Source organism: Streptomyces sp. NPDC038213 (assembly GCF_055600495.1).
In genome coordinates this window covers 181,557-203,562 of the sequence record NZ_JBVJYM010000009.1, presented here as the reverse complement: position 1 = coordinate 203,562, position 22,006 = coordinate 181,557, and the positions used below count along the sequence as shown (strand labels likewise).

The 22,006-nt window shown below is 76.1% G+C and carries 6 protein-coding genes; 2 read left to right on the top strand and 4 right to left on the bottom strand.

Annotated features, from left to right (window positions below):
- Nucleotides 1-147 precede the first annotated feature (147 nt).
- A complete protein-coding gene (locus tag ACZ7JZ_RS16530) occupies nucleotides 148-1,920 on the top strand; it encodes an ABC transporter transmembrane domain-containing protein (RefSeq protein ID WP_470939102.1) in 1,773 nt (590 codons plus the stop codon).
- Between the two features lie 56 nt (nucleotides 1,921-1,976).
- On the top strand, nucleotides 1,977-3,977 hold the full coding sequence (locus tag ACZ7JZ_RS16525) for an ABC transporter ATP-binding protein (protein WP_470939185.1): 2,001 nt from the start codon (nucleotides 1,977-1,979) through the stop codon (nucleotides 3,975-3,977).
- 180 nt (nucleotides 3,978-4,157) lie between these two features.
- Here the strand turns inward: ACZ7JZ_RS16525 and ACZ7JZ_RS16520 are convergent, their stop codons facing one another.
- The 4 genes from ACZ7JZ_RS16520 to ACZ7JZ_RS16505 all read right to left on the bottom strand — a co-directional run bounded on the left by ACZ7JZ_RS16520 (nucleotide 4,158) and on the right by ACZ7JZ_RS16505 (nucleotide 21,916).
- Complete coding sequence (locus ACZ7JZ_RS16520) at nucleotides 4,158-4,367, bottom strand: MbtH family protein (protein ID WP_470939099.1); 210 nt, start codon at nucleotides 4,365-4,367, stop codon at nucleotides 4,158-4,160.
- A 98-nt stretch (nucleotides 4,368-4,465) separates the two neighbouring features.
- Nucleotides 4,466-19,075 (bottom strand): amino acid adenylation domain-containing protein, encoded by a 14,610-nt coding sequence (locus ACZ7JZ_RS16515; protein WP_470939096.1) that lies wholly within the window; start codon nucleotides 19,073-19,075, stop codon nucleotides 4,466-4,468.
- Nucleotides 19,076-19,260: 185 nt separating this feature from the next.
- Nucleotides 19,261-20,313 (bottom strand): iron-siderophore ABC transporter substrate-binding protein, encoded by a 1,053-nt coding sequence (locus tag ACZ7JZ_RS16510; protein WP_470939093.1) that lies wholly within the window; start codon nucleotides 20,311-20,313, stop codon nucleotides 19,261-19,263.
- 187 nt (nucleotides 20,314-20,500) lie between these two features.
- The gene (locus ACZ7JZ_RS16505) at nucleotides 20,501-21,916 is read right to left on the bottom strand and encodes a lysine N(6)-hydroxylase/L-ornithine N(5)-oxygenase family protein (protein ID WP_470939090.1); all 1,416 of its coding nucleotides are present in this window, start codon (nucleotides 21,914-21,916) and stop codon (nucleotides 20,501-20,503) included.
- Between the last annotated feature and the right edge of the window lie 90 nt (nucleotides 21,917-22,006).

Sequence of the window (22,006 nt, the reverse complement as noted above, 5' to 3'; positions counted from 1 at the left end):
GAATGCTCGGGACCCGGTCAACGCGCGCGCACGGATGGGAAGATGGCGCCTTTCCGGTGGCCGGATCGACAACCGCGCGGGGATGGGAGCCATCATCCTTCTTAGAGTAGCCTTACCTAACCTAATGACTGTCGGGCGGAGGGCCCCATGCCAGTGGACGGACCGACCGGGAGGCACGTCCTCCGCAAAGCGATCAGGGGGCAGCGCCGGCGCGTCGTCAGCGCCTCGCTCCTGGCCATGACCCACCAGGGCTGCGAGGCCCTCGTCCCCGTGGTCATCGGCGCCGCGATCGACACGGCGGTGGCCACCGGCTCCTCCGGCCACCTGCTCAGGTGGCTGCTGGTGCTCGCGGGCCTGTTCCTCGTCCTGTCCACCTGCTACCGCACCAGCGCCCGCATCGCGGAGGGCACCGGCGAACACGCCGCCCACGCCCTGCGCATGGAGCTGGCCGCCAAGGTGCTCGACCCGCGCGGCGGAGCCGACGCGGGCCGCCTGCCCGGCGCCCTGACCAGCACCGCCACCAACGACGCCCGCCGCGTCGGCTCGGTGGCCACCGTGCTGGCCTACGGGGCCGCGGCGGTCGCCGCCCTGGCCGTCAGCGCCGTGGCCCTGCTGCGGATCTCCGTGCCCCTCGGACTGCTGGTCCTGCTCGGCATCCCGCCGCTGCTGTGGCTCGGACACCGCATCAGCCGCCCGCTGGAGCGGCGCAGCGAGACCGAGCAGGAGCGCGCCGCGCACGCCTCGGGGGTCGCCGCCGACCTCGTCACCGGCCTGCGCGTCCTCAAGGGCATGGGCGCCGAGGGCGCGGCCGTCGCCCGCTACCGCACCACGAGCCAGGACTCCCTGACCGCGGCCCTGCGCGCGGCCCGCAGCCGGGCCGGGCACGAGGGCGCCGTCCTCGCCCTGACCGGGGTGTTCATCGCCGTCATCGGCATCGTCGGGGCGTACCTGGCGATGGACGGCCGCATCAGCGTCGGCGAACTCGTCGCGGCCGTCGGCCTCGCGCAGTTCCTCCTCGGCCCCTTCCAGCTGCTGGCCTACTCCAACGCCGAGTTCGCGCAGGGGCGGGCCTCCGCCCGCCGGATCGCCGAGGTGCTGGCCTCTCCGGAGGCGGTGGCCGGCGGGACCGCCGCGCCGGGCGCGGGCGGCGCGGCGGACAAGGGCGCTGCGGGGGACGCGGGCAGTGCTGCGGAGACGGGCGCTGCGGTGGAGGCCGCGGCCGGGTCCGCCGGCGCCCTCAGCCTGCGCGGGGTCTCCTCGGGTGCCCTGCGCGCCCTCGACCTCGACATCCGGCCCGGCAGCCTGACCGGGATCGTCACCCGGGACCCGGCCGCCGCCGAGGACCTGCTGCGCTGCCTGGCCCGCGAGACCGACCCCGCGGACGGGGTGGTCTGCCTGGACGGCGTACCGCTGACCGCGCTCGACCCCGACGGGCTGCGGCAGGCCGTGCTGGTCGCCCCGCACGACGCCGACCTCTTCGAGGCCAGCCTGCTGGACAACGTACGCGCCGGCGCGGACGGTCCGGCCGCGGTGGACGAGGCCCTCGCGGTCTCCGCGGCCGACGAGGTCGCCCGCCTGCTCCCCGACGGGGCCGACACCGTGCTCGCCGAGCGCGGCCGGTCCCTGTCCGGCGGCCAGCGCCAGCGCGTGGCCCTCGCCCGCGCCCTCGCCGCGGACCGGCCGGTGCTCGTCCTGCACGACCCGACCACCGCCGTGGACACGGTCACCGAGTCCCGGATCGCCGCCCGGCTGCGCGCCGCCCGGCAGGGCCGCACCACCGTCCTGGTCACGACCAGCCCCGCCCTGCTCGCGGTCACCGACCGGGTCGTCGTCCTCGACGGGGGGGCCGTATCGGCCGACGGGGACCACGCGCGCCTGCTGGCCGCGGACGAGGCGTACCGCACGGCGGTGCTCGCGTGAGCGCGCCGGAGCAGCAGACCCCGCACGTCCACGAGACGACGGAAACGGAAGAGGCGATGGCAGCCCAGACCCCCAAGAGCAGCACGGCCAGCAGGGACAGCGGGGCCGGCACGGACAGCGCGGACGCTCCGGGCACCGCGGACGCTCCGGACGCGGCGACCGCCGGGGGGGCCGGCGCCGGGCGGCCGCTGCTGCCCACCGCCACCGGGGCGGAGAGCCTCGCCGCCCTGCGCACCATGCTGCACGGCCACCGGCTGCTGACCGCCGCCGCGTTCACCGTCCTGGTCGTCGGCACCGCCATCGGCCTGCTCACGGCCCCCCTGCTCGGCCACATCGTGGACCTGGTGGCCGAGCGCCGCGGCACGGACGCGCTCACCGTCCCCCTGGTCCTGCTGATCGTGGTGGCCCTGGCCCGCGGGGCCGCCGCCGCGGCCGGCGGGGCCCTGGTCGCCCGGCTCGGCGAGACCGTACTGGCCTCCGTGCGCGAGCAGTTCGTGGAGCGGGCCCTGCGGCTGCCGCTGGCCCGCGTCGAGGCCGCCGGCTCCGGCGACCTGGTCTCCCGGGTCACCAGCGACGTCTCGATGATCGCCCGCTCGGTGCGCCAGGCCCTGCCCGAGTTCACCCGCTCCGCGCTGACGATCGTGCTGACGCTGGTCGGGCTCTGCCTGCTCGACTGGCGGTTCCTGCTGGCCGCACTGCTCGCCGTGCCCGTGCAGGTCCTGTCCGTGCGCTGGTACCTGCGCCGGGCCGCGCCCGTGTACGCCGAGCACCGCGTGGCCACCGGCGCCCTCCAGCACCAGCTGCTCGACAGCATCGGCGGGGTGCGGACCGTACGGGCCTTCCGGCTCGGCGCCGCCCACGCCGGGCAGCTCGACGCCCGGTCCGGGGCCGCCCGCGACGTGGCCCTGCGCGGGCTGCACATCGTCACCGGGTTCTTCTCCCGTCTGAACCTGGCCGAGTTCATCGGACTGGCCGCGATGCTCGCCACCGGCTTCGTGCTGGTCGGGGACGGGGAGGTCAGCATCGGTACGGCCACCGCGGCCGCCCTGTACTTTCACAGCCTCTTCAACCCGGTCAACGCCACCCTGTTCCTCATCGACGACGCCCAGTCCGCGGGCGCGAGCTTCGCCCGCCTGGTCGGGGTGACCCGGCTGCCCGCCGAACCCGCCCCGCAGGAGCACACCGCCCCCGCCGACGGCTCGGTACGGGTCACCGGGCTGGGCCACGCGTACGACGCCGGGCGGCCCGTGCTCAGCGGCATCGAGCTCGACGTGCGGGCCGGGGAGCGGGTCGCGCTGGTCGGCGCGAGCGGCGCCGGCAAGACCACCCTGGCCAAGGTCATCGCCGGGGTGCAGGAGCCCGTCGAGGGCGCCATCTCCCTCGGCGGGGCCGACGTACGGGACCTGGGGCCGGCCGGGGTGCGGCGGGCCGTGACCCTGATCAGCCAGGAGGTCCACGTGTTCGCGGGCCCGCTGGCCGAGGACCTGCGGCTGGCCCGCCCCGGGGCCACGGACGCCGACCTGCGCGCCGCGCTCGACCGGGTCGGGGCGCTGGAGTGGGCCGAGGCCCTGCCCGAGGGGCTGGAGACGGTCGTCGGCGAGGGCGGGCACCGGCTGACGGTCACCCAGGCCCAGCACCTGGCCCTGGCCCGGCTGGTGCTGGCGGACTCCCCGATCGCGATCCTCGACGAGGCCACCGCCGACGCGGGCAGCGCGGGCGCGCGGGTCCTGGAGGCCGCGGCGCTGCGGGCCCTGGAGGGGCGCACCGGCCTGCTGGTCGCGCACCGCCTGCCCCAGGCCGCGGCCGCCGACCGGGTGGTCGTCCTCGACCAGGGCCGCATCGTGGAGACGGGCCCGCACGAGGAGCTCGTCGCCGCGGGCGGCCGCTACGCGGAGCTGTGGGCCGCCTGGTCCGCCAGCCGCCACGAGCCCGCCCCCGGCACCGCCCCGGCCCCCGCACCGGCAGCCGTCCCGGTACCCGCCCAGTCCGCAGCGGCCGACGGGCCCGCGGGCCCCGGCCTGCCGCCCGCGGACCTCCCGGCGGCCCCCGTGTCCTGACGGCCGCACCGGCCCCGGACCCCCCGCGGCTCCCGTCACCTCCCCGGTGGCGGGAGCCGCTTCCGCTTCCCCCGGACCCGCCCGCCCGGCCGGCGGATCCGGACGGGCAGCGGGAACGGCCGGGGGGCGGCGCCCCCTTCGGGGTGCCGGCCCCCGGCCGTCCGGGCGGTGCGGAGCGGATCAGCCCTGCCGGGCGGCCAGGCTCGCCGGGCGGAGGTCCGTCCAGTGCGTCTCCACGTGGGTCAGGCAGGCCTCCCGCCCGTCCGGGCCGAAGGCGGTCCGCCAGCCGTCCGGGACCTCCGCGAAGGCGGGCCACAGCGAGTGCTGGTTCTCTTCGTTCACGAGGACCAGGAAGGTGCCCTGCGGGTCCTCGAACGGGTTCGTGCTCATACGGTTCGCTCCTCTGAAGCAGGTCGGCCGGCGCGGCCGGGCCGGACGGGTACGTCAGTCACTTCGGGTCGGTTCAGTCGGTCGGTCAGGTCAGTCGGTCAGGTCAGTCGGTCAGGTTCGGACGGTACGGCCGACAGCGCCGACAGCGCCGACAGCGGCAGCTCCGGCCGGGCCGCCACGGCCCGCAGCAGCTCCTGGAGTTCACCGGCCAGCTGCTGCGCCTCGGCGGTGCCGAGCACCCCGGTGGCGTGGATCAGCGCGCAGTGCACGGGGCCCGCGCCGCGCGGTTCGTGGAAGCCGAGGGTGAGTTCGGCCCGCGCCGATCCGGTGGGTACGGCCAGCAGCGAGCCGAGTCCGCCCTCCAGCTGGTCCAGATCGGCCTGTTCGTGGTGGACGACCATCACCTGCGGTCCCTCCGCGGGCAGTCCGGTGGTGCGGACGACCTCGTCGAAGGGGACGTCCTGGTGGTCCAGGGCGCTCAGGGTGGTCTCGCGGACCCGGGCGAGCAGTTCCGTGAAGGCGGGGTCGCCCGCCGTGTCGGTGCGCAGGACCACGGTGTTCAGGAAGCAGCCGACGAGGTCGGCGAGCTGCTCGTCGCCGCGGCCCGCGACCATGGTGCCGACGGGCAGGTCCGTGCCGGCTCCGTGGGCGGTGAGCAGGGCGGCCAGGGCCGCGTGCAGCACCATGAACATGCTCGTGCCGGTGGCGCGGGCGAGCCCGTCCACGGCCGCGTGCAGCCCCTCGTCCAGGACGAATCCGACGTGGCCCGCGGGCCGCGGGCCCGGCTCCGGGGCCCCGGACCGCGGCCGGTCGCCGGGGAGTTCGAGCCGCGCGGGCAGCCCGGCGAGGGTCCTGCGCCAGTACGCGAGCTGCCGTCCGCCGGTGCTGTCGGGGTCGGCGGGGTCGCCGAGCACCTCGTGCGCCCAGCGGGTGTAGTCGGCGTACGAGACGGGCAGCGGGGCCCAGTCGGGGGCGCGGCCCGCGGCCCGGGCGGCGTAGGCGGTGGTCAGGTCGCGGAAGAGGGGGACGACCGACCACTCGTCGACGGCGAGGTAGTGCAGGGTCAGCAGCAGCGCCTGGCTGCCGTCGGCGGCGGTGAGCAGCCGGGCCCGCAGGGGGGCCTCCTGCCCGGGGTCGGGGCTGCCCGCGGCCAGTTCGGCGATGCGGGCGTCGAGGGCGGTGCCCGCGGGGCAGTGCTCGACAGCGAGCTCCGGTGCGGGTACGGGCCGCTGGAGGAGCGCGCCGGACTGCTCGGTGAAGGCGGTGCGCAGCGGTTCGTGGCGCTCCGTCAGGTCCCGGAGGGCCGCCGCGGCGGTGGCCGCGTCGATCCCGCCGGGGGTGCGCAGCACGAGGGCGTGGTCGAAGGCCCGGTGCTGCCGGTAGGCACGCCACTGCCAGCGCTGTCCGGGTGCGGCCGGCAGCGGTCCGGCGGTCGGCGGGGCGGGCCGCAGGGCGGGCCGGGCGGCCGCGGCCCCCTCCAGCTTCCCGGCGAGTCCGGCGACGGTGAGGGCGTCGAAGACGTCGCGGATGCTCAGCTCCGCGCCGAACTCGGAGCGGATCCGGCCGAGGAGGCGCATGGAGGCCATGGAGTGGCCGCCGAGGGCGAAGAAGCTGTCGTGCACGCCGACGCTGTCCAGCTTGAGGATCTCGCAGAAGAGGGCGGCGAGCCGGGTCTGCACCGCGGTGGCGGGGCGGGCGTCGCCGGTCATGGCGGACCAGTCCGGGGCGGGCAGGGCCCGCCGGTCCAGCTTGCCGTTGGGGGTCAGCGGCAGGGCGCCCTCCAGCGGGACGATCAGCGCGGGGACCATGTACTCGGGGAGCAGGGCGGCCATGTGGGCGCGCAGCTCCTGGGGGTCCAGCCCCCCGGCGCCGGCGGGTGCGCCGGGCTCCGGTACGGCGTAGCCGATCAGGCGCACGATGTCGCCGTCGCGGTCCGGCACCACGGCCGCCTGGGCGACCGCCGGGTGGCCGGCGAGGGCCGCTTCGATCTCGCCGAGCTCGATGCGGAACCCGCGCACCTTGACCTGGGTGTCGAGGCGTCCGAGGAAGTCGAGGTTCCCGTCGGCGCGCCAGCGGGCCCGGTCGCCCGTGCGGTACATCCGGCTGCCGGGACGGCCGTACGGGTCGGCGGTGAACCGCTGTGCGGTGAGCCCCGGCTTGCCGAGGTAGCCGCGGGCCAGGCCGCGCCCGGCGACGTACAGCTCGCCCGCCACCCCGGGCGGTACGGGCCGCAGGTGCTCGTCGAGCACGTAGCAGCGGGTGTTGGGGTCGGGCCGGCCGATGGGGACCCGGCCGGCGGGGGTGCCGCCGTACTCGCGGGCGGGCCACAGCGTGGAGTTGACCGTCGCCTCGGTGAGCCCGTACGCGCAGATCAGGTGGGCCGTGGCGCCGAACCGCTCGAAGAGGTCCGGCGGTACGGTCTCGGTGCCGACCAGGACGGTCGAGCCCTCGGGGAGGGTGCAGCCGGGCGGCAGCGCCGACACCAGGGACGGCGGCAGGATCATGTGGCTGATCCGCTGGTCGGTGAGGAAGTCGGTCAGGGCCGCCCCGGCGACCCGCGCCTCGTCGGTGATCAGGACGAGCCGGCCGCCGTGGCACAGGGCCATGGCCAGTTCGAAGGCGAACACGTCGAAGCCGATGGACGCGAACTGCAGGACCCTGCTGTCGGGTTCGAGGCCCATCCGGTCCACGGCGGTGGCAACCAGGCTGGAGATGCCCTCGTGGGGCACGACCACCCCCTTGGGGCGGCCGGTGGAGCCGGAGGTGTAGATCACGTACGCGGGCGCGTCGAGGCCCGCGGGGCCGCCGGGCAGCGGGTCCCCGGGGAGCCCGTCCAGTGCGGCGGCCGATTCGGGCGCGTCGAGCAGGACCACGGGCACCCCCGCGACGGCGGGGATCTTCCCGGCGACCGGCTCGGTGCCGACGACCAGGGCGGCCCGCGAGTCCTCGATCATGTAGCCGAGGCGGTCCCCGGGGTGGACGAGGTCCAGCGGCAGGAAGGCCGCGCCGAGCTTCATCACGGCGAGGACGGTGGCCACCACGTCCGCCGAGCGGGGCACGGCCACGCCGACCACGCTCTCGGGACCGGCGCCGTGCCCGGCGAGCAGCCGGGCGATCCGGTTGGCGCGCGCGTCGAGCTGTGCGTACGTGACCGAGCGGGCCCGGTCCACGACGGCGACGGCGTCGGGGCGTTCGGCGAGCCGGCGGGCGAACAGGGCCGGGAAGGTCTCCTCGGCCACCGCGCGCGGGCCGCCGTTGAAGCCCTCCAGCACGAGGCTGCGCTCCTCGGGGGTGAGGATCTCGGCCCGGGAGAGCGGGAGTTCGGGATGGGCTGCCAGCGCGGTGAGCAGCATCTGCAGCCGCTTCCCGATCCGTTCGGCCGTGTCGGCGTCGTACAGCTCGGTGGCGTACTCCAGGCGGCAGCCCAGCGCGCCGGGGGTCCCGCCCCCGTCTGCCGAGGAGTCCTCCGGGAGCTGCTCGGAGAAGCTGAACACCAGGTCGAACTTGGCCGAGGCGGTGCCGTGCGGCAGGAACTCGGCTTCCAGACCGGGCAGTTCCAGTGCAGTTCCGGTACGGGCGTGGTAGCCGACCATCACCTGGAAGAGCGGGTTGCGCGACAGCGAGCGGGTGGGGTTGAGCCGCTCCACGACGGACTCGAAGGGCACGTCGGCGTGGGAGAAGGCGGCGAGGTCGGTCTCCCGGACCCGGCCGAGCAGTTCGGTGAAGCTCGGGTCCCCGCCCAGGTCGGTGCGGAGCACCAGGGTGTTGACGAAGAAGCCGACGAGCTCGTCGAGGGCCTCCTCGCCGCGCCCGGCGATGGGTGCGCCGAGCGGGATGTCCGTACCGGCGCCCAGCCGGTGCAGCAGGGCGGCGACGGCGGCGTGCACCACCATGAACATGCTGGCCCCGGTCTCCCGGGCGAGGGCGCGCAGCCCCTCGTGGACCGCGGGCTCGAAGACCAGGTCGAGGGAGGCCCCGGCGAAGGAGGGGCGGGCGGGCCGGGGGCGGTCCGCGGGCAGCTCAAGCTCCTCGGGGGCCCCGGCGAGGGCCGCGGCCCAGTGGTCGAGCTGGCGGGCGGCCAGGCTGTCCGGGTCGGCGGGGTCGCCGAGCAGGCGCCGCTGCCACAGGGCGTAGTCGGCGTACTGGACGGGCAGCGGCTGCCAGTCGGGGGCCGCGCCGCCGAGGCGGGCCGTGTAGGCGGTGGCCAGGTCGCGCAGGAAGGGCCGGTCGGACCACTCGTCGGTGGTGATGTGGTGCAGCAGGAGGATCACGGCGTGGTCCCCGGGGGCGAGTTCCACGACCGTGGCGCGCAGGGGGAGTTCGGCGGCCAGGTCGAAGGGCCGGGCGACGGCCGCGTCGACGAGCGCGGGCAGCTCCGCCTCGGTGGCGCGCAGGTGCTCGACGGGGGGCCGGGCCTGGCCGGCGGGCAGGACCCGCTGGCGCGTGCCGCCCTCCCCGTCGGTCACGAAGACGGTGCGCAGGGCCTCGTGACGGGCTGTCACATCGCCCAGTGCCGCAGTCCAGGCCCGGGCGTCGAAGGTGCCGCGCAGCCGCAGCACGAGCGGGAAGTTGTACGCGGCGGAGGTGCACTCGATCTGCTGGATGACCCACAGCCGCTGCTGGGCGTGGGACAGGGGCAGCTCGTCGGGCCGCTCCCCGGCGGTGAGGGCGGGCCGCGGGGCCCCGGCCGCGCCGCCGCGGCCGGCCCGGGCGACGAGTTCGGCGACGGTGGGCGCCTCGAACAGGTCGCGGATGGCCAGTTCCGCACCGAGGGCGGTGCGGGCCCGGCTGACGAGCCGGGTGGCGAGCAGCGAGTGGCCGCCCAGGTCGAAGAAGTCGCTGTCGGTGCCGACGCTGTCCGCGGGCAGTGCGAGCACCTCGGCGAAGAGGGCGCACAGGGTCTCCTCCACCGGGGTGGCGGGGGCCCGGCGGGCGCCGGCCGCGGCGAACTCCGGTGCGGGCAGGGCCCGTACGTCCAGCTTGCCGTTGACGGTCAGCGGCAGGGTGGCCACGGGGACGAGCGCGGCGGGGACCATGTAGTCCGGGAGCCCGGCCTTCAGGTGCTCGCGCAGGCGGGCCGCCAGCTCCCCGGCCCCTTCCCCGCCGCCGTCCCCGGCCTCCGCCTCGGGTACGACGTACCCGACCAGCCGCTTGGTGCCCGCGGACTCGTGGACGACCACGGCGGAGTGCGCGACCTCCGGGTGCGCGGACAGGGCGGTGGCGATCTCGCCCAGCTCGATGCGGTAGCCGCGGATCTTGACCTGGTCGTCGGTGCGCCCGAGGAAGTCGAGCAGCCCGTCGGGGCGCCGGCGCACCAGGTCGCCGGTGCGGTACATGCGCTCGCCGGGCAGTCCGAACGGGTCCGCGACGAACCGCTCGGCGGTCAGCGCGGGCCGGTCGTGGTAGCCGCGGGCCAGCCCGGTGCCGGCGATGTACAGCTCGCCGGGGCAGCCCGGCGGTACGGGCCGCAGCATCCCGTCGAGCAGGTAGGCGCGGGTGTTGCGGATCGGTACGCCGACGGTGGAGGTGGCGCTGTCGTCGGTGGATCCGCCGAGGGTGTTGATCGTGTACTCGGTGGGTCCGTACAGGTTGTAGCCGTACGTGCCCTCGGTGCGGCGCAGCCGGGTCCACACGGTGTCGGGCACGGCCTCGCCGCCGAGCAGGACCAGGGCGGGCCGGTGCCGGCCGGTGGTGTCCGCGCCGGCCTCCTGCTGCTCCAGCAGGCCCTCCTCGATGAGGAGCTGGGCGTAGGTGGGGGTCACGTTGACCACGTCCACGCGGTGCCGGTCGCAGTAGGCGACCAGGGCCTCGGCGTCGCGGCGCAGGTCCTCGTCGCAGACGTGCACCTCGTGGCCCTCGACGAGCCAGAGCAGCTCCTCCCAGGACATGTCGAAGGCGAAGGACACGGTGTGCGCGATGCGCAGCCGGCGCCCGCCGGCCGAGTCGATGGCCGGGTCGAAGACCTCCTTCTGGTGGTTGAGCTGCATGTTCGTCAGGCCCCGGTAGGGGGTGACCACGCCCTTGGGGCGGCCGGTGGAGCCGGAGGTGTAGATCACGTACGCCGGGTGCTCCAGGCGGCCGGGCACGCCGTGTGCGAAGGCGGGGCGTTCGTCGTCGGTGATCCCGGCTCCGGACAGCGCGGCCAGCTCGGCGACCGTCTCCGGTGCGTCGAGGGCGAGTTCGGGGGCGGCGGGCCCCCCGTCCCCGCGCAGGCCGGGGGCCACGGCGGTGGTGGTGACCAGGCACAGCGGGCCGGTGTCGGCGGCCATCAGGCGCAGCCGGTCGGCGGGGTGGTCGAGGTCCAGCGGCAGGTAGGCGGCGCCGGTGCGCAGGACGGCGAACAGCGCGGCCACCATGTCGAGGGAGCGCGGCAGGGCCAGGGCGACGACCTTCTCCGGTCCGGCGCCGCGGGCCAGCAGCAGCCGGGCCAGGCGGTTGATGCGGGCGTCGAGTGCGGCGTAGGTGAGGGCCTGCCCGCCGGAGACCAGGGCCACGGCGTCGGGCGTACGGGCCACCTGGGCGGCCAGCATGTCCGCGACGGTCTCGTCCGGTACGGGCTCGCGGCCGCTGCTCCAGCCGGCCGCGAGCTCGGTCCGCTCGTCGGGCAGGAGCAGGTCGACGGCGGCGGTCCGGGCCGCGGGGGCGTCCGGGGCGGCGGCGAGGGCCTCGGCGAGCCGCTCCACGACGGTGGTGAAGCGGGCGAGGACGGTCTGCGCCGCCTGCGCGTCGAAGAGGTCGGGCCGGGCGGCGAGGGTGATCCGCAGCCGGGCGCCGGGGGTGACGATGAGGGTCAGCGGGAAGTGGGTGCCGTCGACGTTGGAGACCCCGGTGATGCCGTGGCGGCGGCGCAGTTCCGCGGCCCGGTCCTCGCCGTCGGCGGAGCGCAGCACGAACAGCGTGTCGAAGAGCCGGCGGTGGCCGGTCTCCTGCTGGAGGGTGCCCAGGCCGACGTACTCGTACGGCATGGTGCCCGCGCGGGCGGCCTGCATCCGCCGCAGCAGGGCCGCGACGGGCTCCTGCGGGGCGAAGTCGACGCGCGCGGGGACGGTGTTGAGGAACATGCCGATGATGCCCGCGGCGTCCGGCAGGTCGGTGGGGCGACCCGCGACGGCGGTGCCGAAGGCCACGTCGGAGCGGCCGGTGAGGGCCGAGAGGACCAGCCCCCAGGCCGCGTTGAGGACCGTGTTCAGGGTGAGGCCGTGCCCGCGGGCCAGGGTCCGCAGCCGGTCGCTGGCCCCGGCCGTGAGCAGGGCGTCGTGGTCCTGCGGGATGACCGGGCCGGCGTCGCGCCCGGCGGGGGCGACGAGGGTCGGCTCCTCGAAGCCGGACAGGGCGCCGCGCCAGGCGTCGAGGGCGGCCTCGGTGTCCTGGCGGTCCAGCCAGGCCAGGTAGTCGCGGTAGGAGCCGGGGGCGGGCAGCCCGGTGGGGTCGCCGGAGCGCTCGTAGAGGGTGAAGAGCTCCTCCAGGAACAGCCAGGCGGACCAGCCGTCCCACAGGATCAGGTGGTGGGTGACGACGAGCCGGTCGCGGCCGTCACCGAGCCGGATCAGCAGCAGCTGGCAGAGCGGGGCCGCGGACAGGTCGAAGCGGGTGCGCCGGTCGGCGGCGAGCAGCTCCTCGGTACGGGCGTGCTGCTCGGCCGGGGTGAGGCCGGACAGGTCCGCCTCGGTGAGCGGGATCACGGCCCCGTCCGCGATGAACTGGACGGGGCGGGGCACGCCGTCGCTCGTGAACCCGGCGCGCAGGCCCGTGTTGCGCTCCAGCAGGGAGCGGCAGGCGGCGCGCAGCCGGTCCGCGTCGACGCGGCGGTCGAAGTCGAGGGTCTCCTGCGAGAGGTAGACGTCGAGGGCGTCGCCGGTGTCGTAGGTGGCGTGGAAGTACATGCCCTCCTGGAGCGGGGAGAGCGGCCAGACGTCGGAGACGGGCCCCCCGGCGACGGCCTCGACGTGCGCCCGCTCCCCGGCGGTGAGCATCAGCCCGCCCAGCGGGGCGGGCCCGCCCGACTGCCCCGGCTGCCCTGTCCGACCGGTCCCGGCGGGGTCCGCCGGGACGGGCGCCGCGGCCGCGGCCGCGGTGAGCTGGTCGAGGAGGGCCCGGAGGGCCGGGTCGACGGCGGCCCCGGCCAGTGCCTGCTGGGCCAGCACGGCCTGGAGGGCGGCCGCGGCCGGTCCGGCGGCGTCGGCCGGCACGGTCACGGGGGCGGGCTCCGCAGCGGCCGCCTCGGCCTCCGCTGCGGCTTCGGCGGCTTCCGCGGCTTCGGCGGCAGCCGTCTCGGCAGCGGCGGCGAGGGCGGCGGGCGTGCGGAGTTCGAACACCTCGCGCGGGGTGACGTTCAGACCGGCCTCCCGGGCGCGGGTCGTGACGGAGATGGAGCTGAGGCTGTCGCCGCCGAGCACGAAGAAGTCGTCCTCGGCGCCGATGCCCGCGGTGGCGAGCACGTCGGCGAAGATCCGGCAGAAGGCGCTCTCGGCCTCCGTGCGCGGGGCCCGGCCGCCGGCCCGCGGGCCGGTCTCCGGCGCGGGCAGGGCGTTCTGGTCGAGCTTGCCGCTCGGCGTCAGCGGCAGGGCGGGCAGGACGACCACCGCGGCCGGCACCAGGGCCGCGGGCAGTTCCCGGGCCAGGGCCTCCCGCAGCTCCTCCGCGTCGGGGGCGGCCCCCGCACCGGTGGGGCCGGCGGGTACGGCGTACCCGACCAGCGCGCCCGCGCGGACGACCACGGCCGCCCGGCCCACCCCGGGCAGGGCCGCCAGTGCGGCCTCGATCTCGCCCAGTTCGATGCGGTTGCCGCGGATCTTGACCTGGCGGTCGGTGCGCCCGAGGTACTCGACGGTCCCGTCGGCGCGGCGCCGGACCAGGTCGCCCGTGCGGTACATCCGCTCCCCCGGCCCCCCGAAGGGGTCGGCGGTGAAGCGCTCGGCGGTCAGGGCGCTCCGGCCGTGGTAGCCGCGGGCGAGCTGCACCCCGGCGAGGTACAGCTCCCCGGGGACCCCGTCGGGGACCGGCCTCAGGAAGGGGTCGAGGACGTGCAGGCGGGTGTTCCAGACGGGCCGCCCGATGGGTACGGCGGGCTCCCCGGCGCCGGCCCCGTACGGGTGGTAGGTGACGTCCACGGCGGCCTCGGTGGGCCCGTACAGGTTGTGCAGCGGCACCGGTCCGGCGCCGGGCCGGTCCGTCAGCCGCGTCCACCGGGCGGCGTCCGGCCCGGTCAGGGCCTCGCCGCTGCAGAACACCCGGCGCAGGCTCGCGGCCCAGTCCGCCGGGACCTGCGCGGAGTCCGCCACGGCCCCGGTGAACGCGGCGAGCATCGAGGGCACGAAGTGCAGGGTGGTGACCGCCTCGGCGCGGATCAGCGCGGCCAGGTACAGCGGGTCGCGGTGGCCGTCCGGACGGGCCAGGACCACGGTCGCGCCCTCGGCCAGAGCCCAGAAGAACTCCCACACGGACACGTCGAAGCTCGACGGGGTCTTCTGCAGCACCCGGTCGCCCGGCTCCAGCCCGTACTCGGCCTGCATCCACGCGAGCCGGTTCACGATGGCCCGGTGGGTGACGGCCACGCCCTTGGGGCGGCCCGTGGAGCCGGAGGTGTAGATCAGGTAGGCGGGGTGGTCGGGACCGGCCTGCGCATCCGGCCCGGCCGCGGCCTCCACCGCTGCGTCTGCGTCTGCTGCGTCTGTTGCCTCTACGTGCACGTGCACCAGCCCCGGCACCGAGGGCAGCCTCCCGGCCGCCTCCGCCGTGGTGACGACGGTCCGCGCGCCCGAGTCGGCGAGCATGAACGCCACCCGGTCCGCGGGGTAGTCCAGGTCGAGCGGCAGGTAGGCGGCGCCCGCCTTCAGGACCGCGAGCAGGGCCACCATCAGCTCGGCCGAGCGGGGCACGGCCACCGCCACGTACCGCTCCGGGCCCGCGCCCGCGGCCCGCAGCCGCCGGGCCAGGGCCTCGGCCCGCCGGTCCAGCTCCGCGTAGCCGAGGGTCTCGCCCTCGAAGACCACGGCGGGGGCGCCGGGGGTACGGGCGGCCTGCCCGGCGATCAGCGAGGCCAGCGTGGCCGGGGCCACCGGGTGCGCGGTGGCGTTGTGCCCGCCGGTCCGCGCCTCCTCGGCCGCGGACAGCAGCCCCGTACGGGCCACCGTGCGCCCGGATGCGGCGGGCAGGGCGCGCAGCAGCTGCGCGTACCGCCCGGCGAGCGCGGACACCGCTGCCCCGCCGAGCCGGGCGGGGTCGTGCTTGAAGCGCAGCAGCAGCCGCGCGCCGGGCTCGACCACGAGCGCGAGGGGGTAGTGCACCGAGTCGTGCACCTCGGCGGCGGTGATGCGCAGGGCGCCGGGCGCCTCCCGACCGGCGGCGGACAGGTCGCCCGCGGGGAAGTTCTCGAAGACGACCAGGGTGTCGAAGAGTTCGCCCCGGCCCGCGGTGCGCTGGATCTCGGCGAGGCCGAGGTGCTGGTGGTCGAGGAGGGCGGACTGCTCCTCCTGGACCCGGTGCAGCAGTGCGGCCACCGTCTCGTCCGGGCGCAGGACCACCCGGGCGGGCAGGGTGTTGATGAACAGGCCCACGGCCTCCTCCAGCCCGCCGACCTCGGTGGTCCGGCCGGAGACGGTGGTGCCGAAGAGCACGTCCGCGCTGCCGGTGAGGGCGCCGAGCAGCAGGCCCCAGGTGCCGTGGACGACGGTGCTGAGGGTCAGTCCCTCCGCGCGGGCGAAGGCGGTGAGGGCGGCGGTCTCCCCGGCGGTCAGCGCGAGTTCGTACTGCCCGTCGGGGGCGGGGGCGGCTGCGGCATCCGCGGCGGCGGGAGCCTCCCCGGCGAGGGCGCCGGCCAGGGCGTCGAGGGCCGGGAGCCGGGTCGGTTCGGCTCCGGCGAGGGCCAGGCGCCAGGCCTCGCGGGCGCCGTCGCGGTCCCGGGAGGCCAGCCAGGCCAGCCAGGGGCGGGGGTCCGCGGGCGCCGGGAGGCCCGCACCGGCACCGCCGCAGGCGGCGGCGAGCTCGCGCAGCAGGACGGAGACCGACCAGCCGTCGGCGAGGATGTGGTGCAGGGTGAGCAGCAGCCGGTACCGGCCGCCGTCCCGGACCAGGGTGGCGCGCAGCAGTGGGGGCCGGGCCAGGTCGAAGCCCCCGGCGCGGTCGGCGGCCAGCAGCGCGGGCAGCGGGGTCGCGGCGGTGTCCGCCTCCTGCCAGGGCAGTTCGGCGCGGTCGGCGATCCGCTGGACCACCTGTCCGCCGGGCAGCTGCCGGAAGGAGGCCCGCAGCAGCGGGTGCCGGTCCAGGAGGAGTTGGAGGCCCGCGCGCAGGCGCGCCGGGTCCACCGGGCCGTCGAGGTCGAGGAGTTCCTGCACCAGGTAGGTGTCGCCGGCGCGCCCGTCGTACTCGGCGTGGAAGAAGAAGCCCTCCTGGAGCGGGGAGACGGGCAGCGCGTCCCCGTCCAGGGCGGCGGGGGCCGCCGCGGGCGCCGCGGCGGCGGCCTGCTCCCCGGCCCGGCGGGCGAGGGCGGCGACGGTGCGCAGCCGGAACACGTCCCGCGGGGTGAGGGCCAGTCCGGCCGCGCGGGCCCGGTTGACGAGCTGGATCGCGACGATGCTGTCGCCGCCGAGGGCGAAGAAGCTGTCGTGGACCCCGGCCGAGGGCAGTCCGAGCACCTCGGCGAACAGGGCGGCGAGGACGGTCTCGGCGGGGCTGGCGGGGGCGTCCCCGCCGGACTGCGCGGTCCAGTCCGGCTCGGGCAGGGCCCGCCGGTCGAGCTTGCCGTTCGGCGTCAGCGGCAGCGGCCCGTCGAGGAGGACGGCCGCGGTGGGCACCATGTGGTCGGGCAGTTCCCCGGCCAGGGCGGCGCGGGCGGCGTCCGCCTCGGTCCGCCCGGCCCCGGGCGCGGGCACGAGGTAGGCGACGAGCCGCTTGGCGCCGCGGTGGTCCTCGCGGACCAGGACGGCGGCCTGGGCGATGCCCGGCCGGGCCATGAACGCGCTCTCGATCTCGCCCGGTTCGATGCGGTGGCCGCGGATCTTGACCTGTCCGTCGGCGCGGCCCAGGAACTCCAGGTTCCCGTCGGCCCCCCAGCGCACCCGGTCCCCGGTGCGGTACATGCGGGTGCCGGGCGCGCCGTACGGGTCGGCGACGAACCGCTCGGCGGACAGGGCGGCCCGGCCGAGGTAGCCGCGCGCGAGGCCGCGCCCGCCGACGTAGAGCTCGCCTTCGGCGCCGACGGGCACCGGGCGCAGTCCCGAATCGAGCACGTAGCAACAGGTGTTGGGGTCGGGGCGGCCGATGGGGGCGGGCCCGGGGCGGCCGGGTTCGGCGGTCCACAGCGTGGAGTTGACGCTGGCCTCGGTGAGCCCGTACGCGACGACCACCCGGACGCGGCCCGCCCAGCGGGCGATGAGCTCGCCGGGCACGGCCTCGGTGCCGACCACGAGCACGCTGCCGTCGGGCAGTTCGCACTCGGGCGGCAGGGCGGAGACCAGGGAGGGCGGCAGGATCATGTGGGTGGCGCGGTGGCGGGCGATGTAGTCGGTGAGGGGGGGTCCGGCGACCCGGCGCTCGGCGGGGACCACGATGGCGGTGCCGCCCGCGCACAGGGACATGACCAGGTCCCAGACGGTGACGTCGAAGCCGACGGAGGCGAACTGCACCACGCGGCTCCCGGCGGTGATCCCGATCCGGTCGGTGGCGGTGGCGATGAGGCTGGCGATCCCGTCGTGGGGGACGACCACGCCCTTGGGGCGGCCGGTGGATCCGGAGGTGTAGATGACGTACGCGGCCTGGTCGAGGGCGACGGGGATCCGGGGGTCGGTGTCCTGCGCCGCGGCGAGGGCGGCCGCGGTGGCCGGGTCGTCGAGCAGGAGGTGCACGGCCGCGACGGCGCCGGACCCGTCCCCCGCGGTCGGGGCCGCTGCCGGGTCGGCCGTCGGGTCGGCTGCCGGGTCCGCGGCCGCGGGCAGCCCGTCGGCGAGTCCGCTGACGGTCAGCACGGTCCGCGCGCCCGCGTCGGCCAGCATGTAGGCGATGCGCTCGCGCGGGTGGTCGGCGTCCAGCGGCAGGTAGGCCGCTCCGGCCTTCATCACGGCGAGGAGGGCGACCACGAGCTGCGGGGAGCGCGGCAGGGCTACGGCGACCACGTCCTCGGCGCCGATCCCCCTCTCGCCCAGGTGGCGGGCGAGGCGGTTGGCCGCGGAGTTCAGTCCGGCGTACGTCAGCTCCTGGTCCTCGCAGACGAGGGCGGTGGCGCCGGGGTTGCGGCGGACCTGCTCCTCGAAGGCGCCGGGCCAGGTCAGTTCGGGGACCTCGCGGGGAGCGGTGCCGAACTCGCCGAGCAGGAGAGCCCTTTCGTCCTCGGTGGTGAGGTCGGTACGCCCGACGGGGCGGTCGGGGTGCTCGGCGAGGGCGTGCAGGACGGCGAGGAAGCGCTGCTCGTGGCCGCGCAGCCGCTCCTCGTCGCAGACCTCGGCGTCGGCGTCGAGGTGCACGGTCAGGCCGGCGCCGCCGAGGGACTCGGAGAAGCTGAGGGCGAGGTCGGAGACCGGGCCGAGCCAGTCGGGGCTGAGGTCGGCGCGGTGCCCGGCGAAGCGGGCCCCGCCGGGGCGGGGCAGGATGTTGACGGTGGGGCCGACGAGTTCGGCGATGCCGTCGGTGAGGCAGAGGTCGCGGGCCAGGTCCTCGGCCCGGTAGCGGCTGTGGTCGACCGCGCCGGCGACCGCGCGCTGCACCTCGGCGAGCAGTTCGGCTCCGGTGTCGGCGGGGTGTACGGCCACCCGCAGCGGAACGATGTTGGAGACCATGCCCGGTACCTCGGCGGCCTCGGGGCCCAGCCGGGCGCCGACGGGCAGTCCGAGGACCAGGTCCTGCGCCCCGCTGGTGCGGTGCACGTAGGCGGCGGCCGCGGCGAGCAGGAGCCGGGAGGTACGCACGCCCGCGGCCGCGGCGGCGGCCTCGATGCGCTCGAACTGCGGGCCGCTGATCTCGGTGGAGCGGCGCAGGCGCCGCACGGTGAGCGCGGGCGAGCGGTCGAGGAGGCGGACGGGCTCGGGCCGGCCGGTCATCCGCTCCAGCCACCACGCGCGGTCCGCGGCGCGGTCGGCCGACTCCCCGTAGGCGCGGTCCTCCGCGACCAGGCGCGCGAGGCCTCCGGCGGGTACCGCGGCGGCCGGTTCGCGGCCCTCCGCGGCGGCGGTGTACAGCTCGCCCGCGCGGCGGGTGACCAGGGCGACCCCGGCCCCGTCCACGAGGAGGTGGTGGTAGCGCTGGTACCACCAGACGCGGTCGTCGGAGAGCCGCAGCAGCGCCTGGGCGAAGAGCGGTCCGGGGCCGGTCCCGGTGCGCCCCTCCCGGTCCGCGGCGGTCCAGGCCGCGGCGGCGGCCGCGGGGTCGGGTTCCGCCCGCAGGTCGAGGACGGGCAGGTCCACCGGGCGGGGGCCGCCGCCGGGGACGGGGCGCAGCCGCTGGCGCGGGCCCCCTGCCGGCTCCGGCTCCGCCCCCGCTGCCGGATGCGGACCGGGGTCGGGGTCGAGGTCCACGTGCAGGCACTCGGTCTCCCCCACCGCCCGGCGCACGGCGGCGCCCAGCAGGTCCAGGTCGACGGCGCCGCGCAGGTCCAGGGTGAAGACGATGTGGTAGGCGGAGCTGTCGGGCTCGATCTGCTGGGCCCGCCAGACTCCGGTTTGCCCGCCGGTCAGGGGCATCCCGGTGGTGGGCTTCCGGTCCTGCTCGACGTCAGACATCGTACGAATGGCCTTTCCCTGGTGGTACGCGGTGGGGTGCGGCGCCGGGGCGCCACGGGGCGGGGCCGGGGCGGACGGCCCCCCGCCGGCGCCCTGCGGCGCCCCGGCGGGCAGTGGTCCTCCCCGGCCCCGGCCGGGTGCTGCGGTCGTACTGCGGCGGTCGCGGTGGCGAGCGCGGGGTGCTGCTACTTCACGGCGGCGAGGAGCGGCTCGATCTGGTCGATCGCGTACGGGATCGACAGGACCGTGTTGAAGGAGAACGCGGCGCCGATGTCCGGGTCCTGGTACGGCACGAAGAGGTCGCGCTTCTCCTGGTGGACCTTGAGCTTCTTGTAGAGCGGCTCGGCCTTGATGCGGGTGTTGGCGTCGGTGCTGGAGGTCACCCACACCAGCCGGTCCACGTCGAGGACGTTGAGCTTCTCGGCGCTCAGCTCGGCGACGTTCCAGCCGGGCTTGGCGAGGGTGTCGATCTCGGGCTCGAGCGTGAAGCCGAGCTCCTGGAAGAAGATCGACTTGGGGTCGGTCCTGGTGAAGGCCGAGTACTTGCCCGCCTCGAAGCTGTCGGCGACCGCGAGGGTCTTCTGCCCGAAGGCCGGGTTCTTGTCGCGTACGGCCTTGAAGCGGGCGTCGATGCCGGAGATCAGCTTCTCGGTCTCCTCCGACTTGCCGAGGGACTTGCCGATCTGGCGGGTCATCACCTGCCAGGAGGCCCCGTAGTCGGGCAGGTCCTTGGGCTGGGCCACGACCTTGGTGAACTTGGAGAGGGTGTCGTACTGCTCCTTCTTCATGCCGGAGTACTGGGCGACGACCAGGTCCGGCTTGAGCGCCACGATCTTCTCGATGTTGTACTCGTCGCGCTCACCGACGATCTCGGGCTTGTCCGCACCCCACTTGTCCTTGGTCCAGGGCCACTTGCCGTACGGGCTCTCCTTGAACCAGTCGACCGCGCCGACCGGCTTGACGCCCAGCGCGAGCACGGCGTCCTGGTCCGACAGCCCCAGGGTGACGACCCGCTTCGGCTCCGCGTCGATGGTCGTGCTGCCGTACTTGTGCTCGACGGTCACGGGGAAGGCGCCGGCGGAGGCGCTGCCCTTCGCCGGGGTCGCGGAGGGCTTCGCCTCGGACTTCTCCGTTCCGCCCCCACAGGCGGAGAGCACCAGGGCGGCGACGGCCGCGAGGGCGATGCGGGAGGAGTGCCGGGCGAACCGGCGTGGCGCGGGGCCTGTTCCAGTGGACACAGATGTTCCTTTCGGGGGATCTCACAGTGCGTGCCGGACGCCCCGCGCAGGGCGGTGCGTCCGGCCGGGCGTGCATGTGGGGGGTGCTGCTCCGGGACCGGGGCCCGGGGGTCGGGGGCCGCAGGGGCCGGGGGCCCTCCGGGGGCTCGGAGCCCCGGAGTAGCGGCCGGGATCCGGCGGGGGCGGCCTAGCGGACGGATCCGATGCCGTCGGCCACCTGCCGGCCGCCGCGCCCCTGCGCGGGCCCGGGGGCCGCACCGGCGCCGCCGGCGGCCCGGGCCTGGTGCACGGCCTGCGCCCCGGTCCGCTGCTGCTTGCGGGCCACGACCGAGTCCAGGATCTCGCCCACCCGGATGGAGGTGTTGGACAGCAGCGAGGAGGTGATGCCGTGGGTGTGCTCGGTGCCGCCCTGGAGGTAGATGCCGCAGCGCACCATGGGGTCGGTGGCCACCCGGTAGTCGCGCTCGACCCGGACCCGGCCGTGCTCGTCGCGGTGGCAGCTGCCGGCGACCGCGCCGAGCAGTCCGAGGGCGTCGGCCTCGTCGTAGCCGGTGGCGAAGACCACGATGTCGGCGTCGAGGCGGCTCTCCTCGCCGGTGACGAGGGAGCGCACGGCGGCCCGCACCCCGTCCGCGGTCTCCTCCACGCCGGTGACGCGGGAGACGTTGAGGAAGCGCAGCCGCTCGTGGCCGAGCACCTTCTCCTTGTAGGCCTGCCGGTACAGCTCGTCGATCAGCTCGATGTCCACGACGGCGTAGTTGGTGTTGCCGTGGTAGTCCATGAGCTTGCGCTTGGTGTCGTCGGGGGCGGCGTAGTACTCGTCGACGGCCGCGGGGTCGAAGATGCGGTTCGCGAAGGCGCTGTCGTCGGCGGGGCTGTAGCCGTAGCGGGAGAAGACCGCGCAGACCTCGGCGTGCGGGAAGCGCCGGTGCAGGTAGGAGACGTTCTCGGCGGCGCTCTGGCCGGCGCCGACCACGACCACCCGCTGCGGCTCGGTTTCGAGGGAGTCGACCTTCATCAGCAGGTCGGAGGTGTGCCAGACGCGGTCGCCGCGCTCGACGCCCTCGGGCATGGCGGGGCGCAGGCCGGTGCCGACGACCACGTTGCGGGCCCGGTGGACGACGGTCTCGGCGCCGGAGCGGGAGGTGACGTCGAGGTACTCGACGACCCCGTCGCGCAGCACCGGCTCGACGGCGACGACCTCGTGCCCGTAGGACACCATGTCGTCGACCTTGGCGGCGGCCCACTCGAAGTAGTCGTGGAACTCGACCCGCAGCGGGAAGAGGTTCTTGTGGTTCACGAAGTCGATGAGCCGGCCCTTGCTCTGCAGGTAGCAGAGGAAGCTGTACTCACTGGCCGGATTGCGCAGCGAGACAAGGTCCTTGAGGAAGGACACCTGCATCGTCGCGTCGTCGATCAGCATCCCGCGGTGCCAGCCGAACCGGGGCTGCCGCTCGAAGAAGTGCGCCGTGACCGTCTCCTGCCTGCCCACACCCGCGTTGTGCTCGCTGAGCGCGATCGCCATCGCCACATTGGACGGGCCGAAGCCGATCCCTATGAGGTCGTGGACCAAAGGTGCGTCGCCAGGAAGAACCTGAGACATGTCACTCCCATCGTGCGGGACAGCCGTCGGCCCCCCGGGGGCGCGGCTGAATGGAACTGGAAGCCGAGCGCGCCGTGTTGACGCCAACCA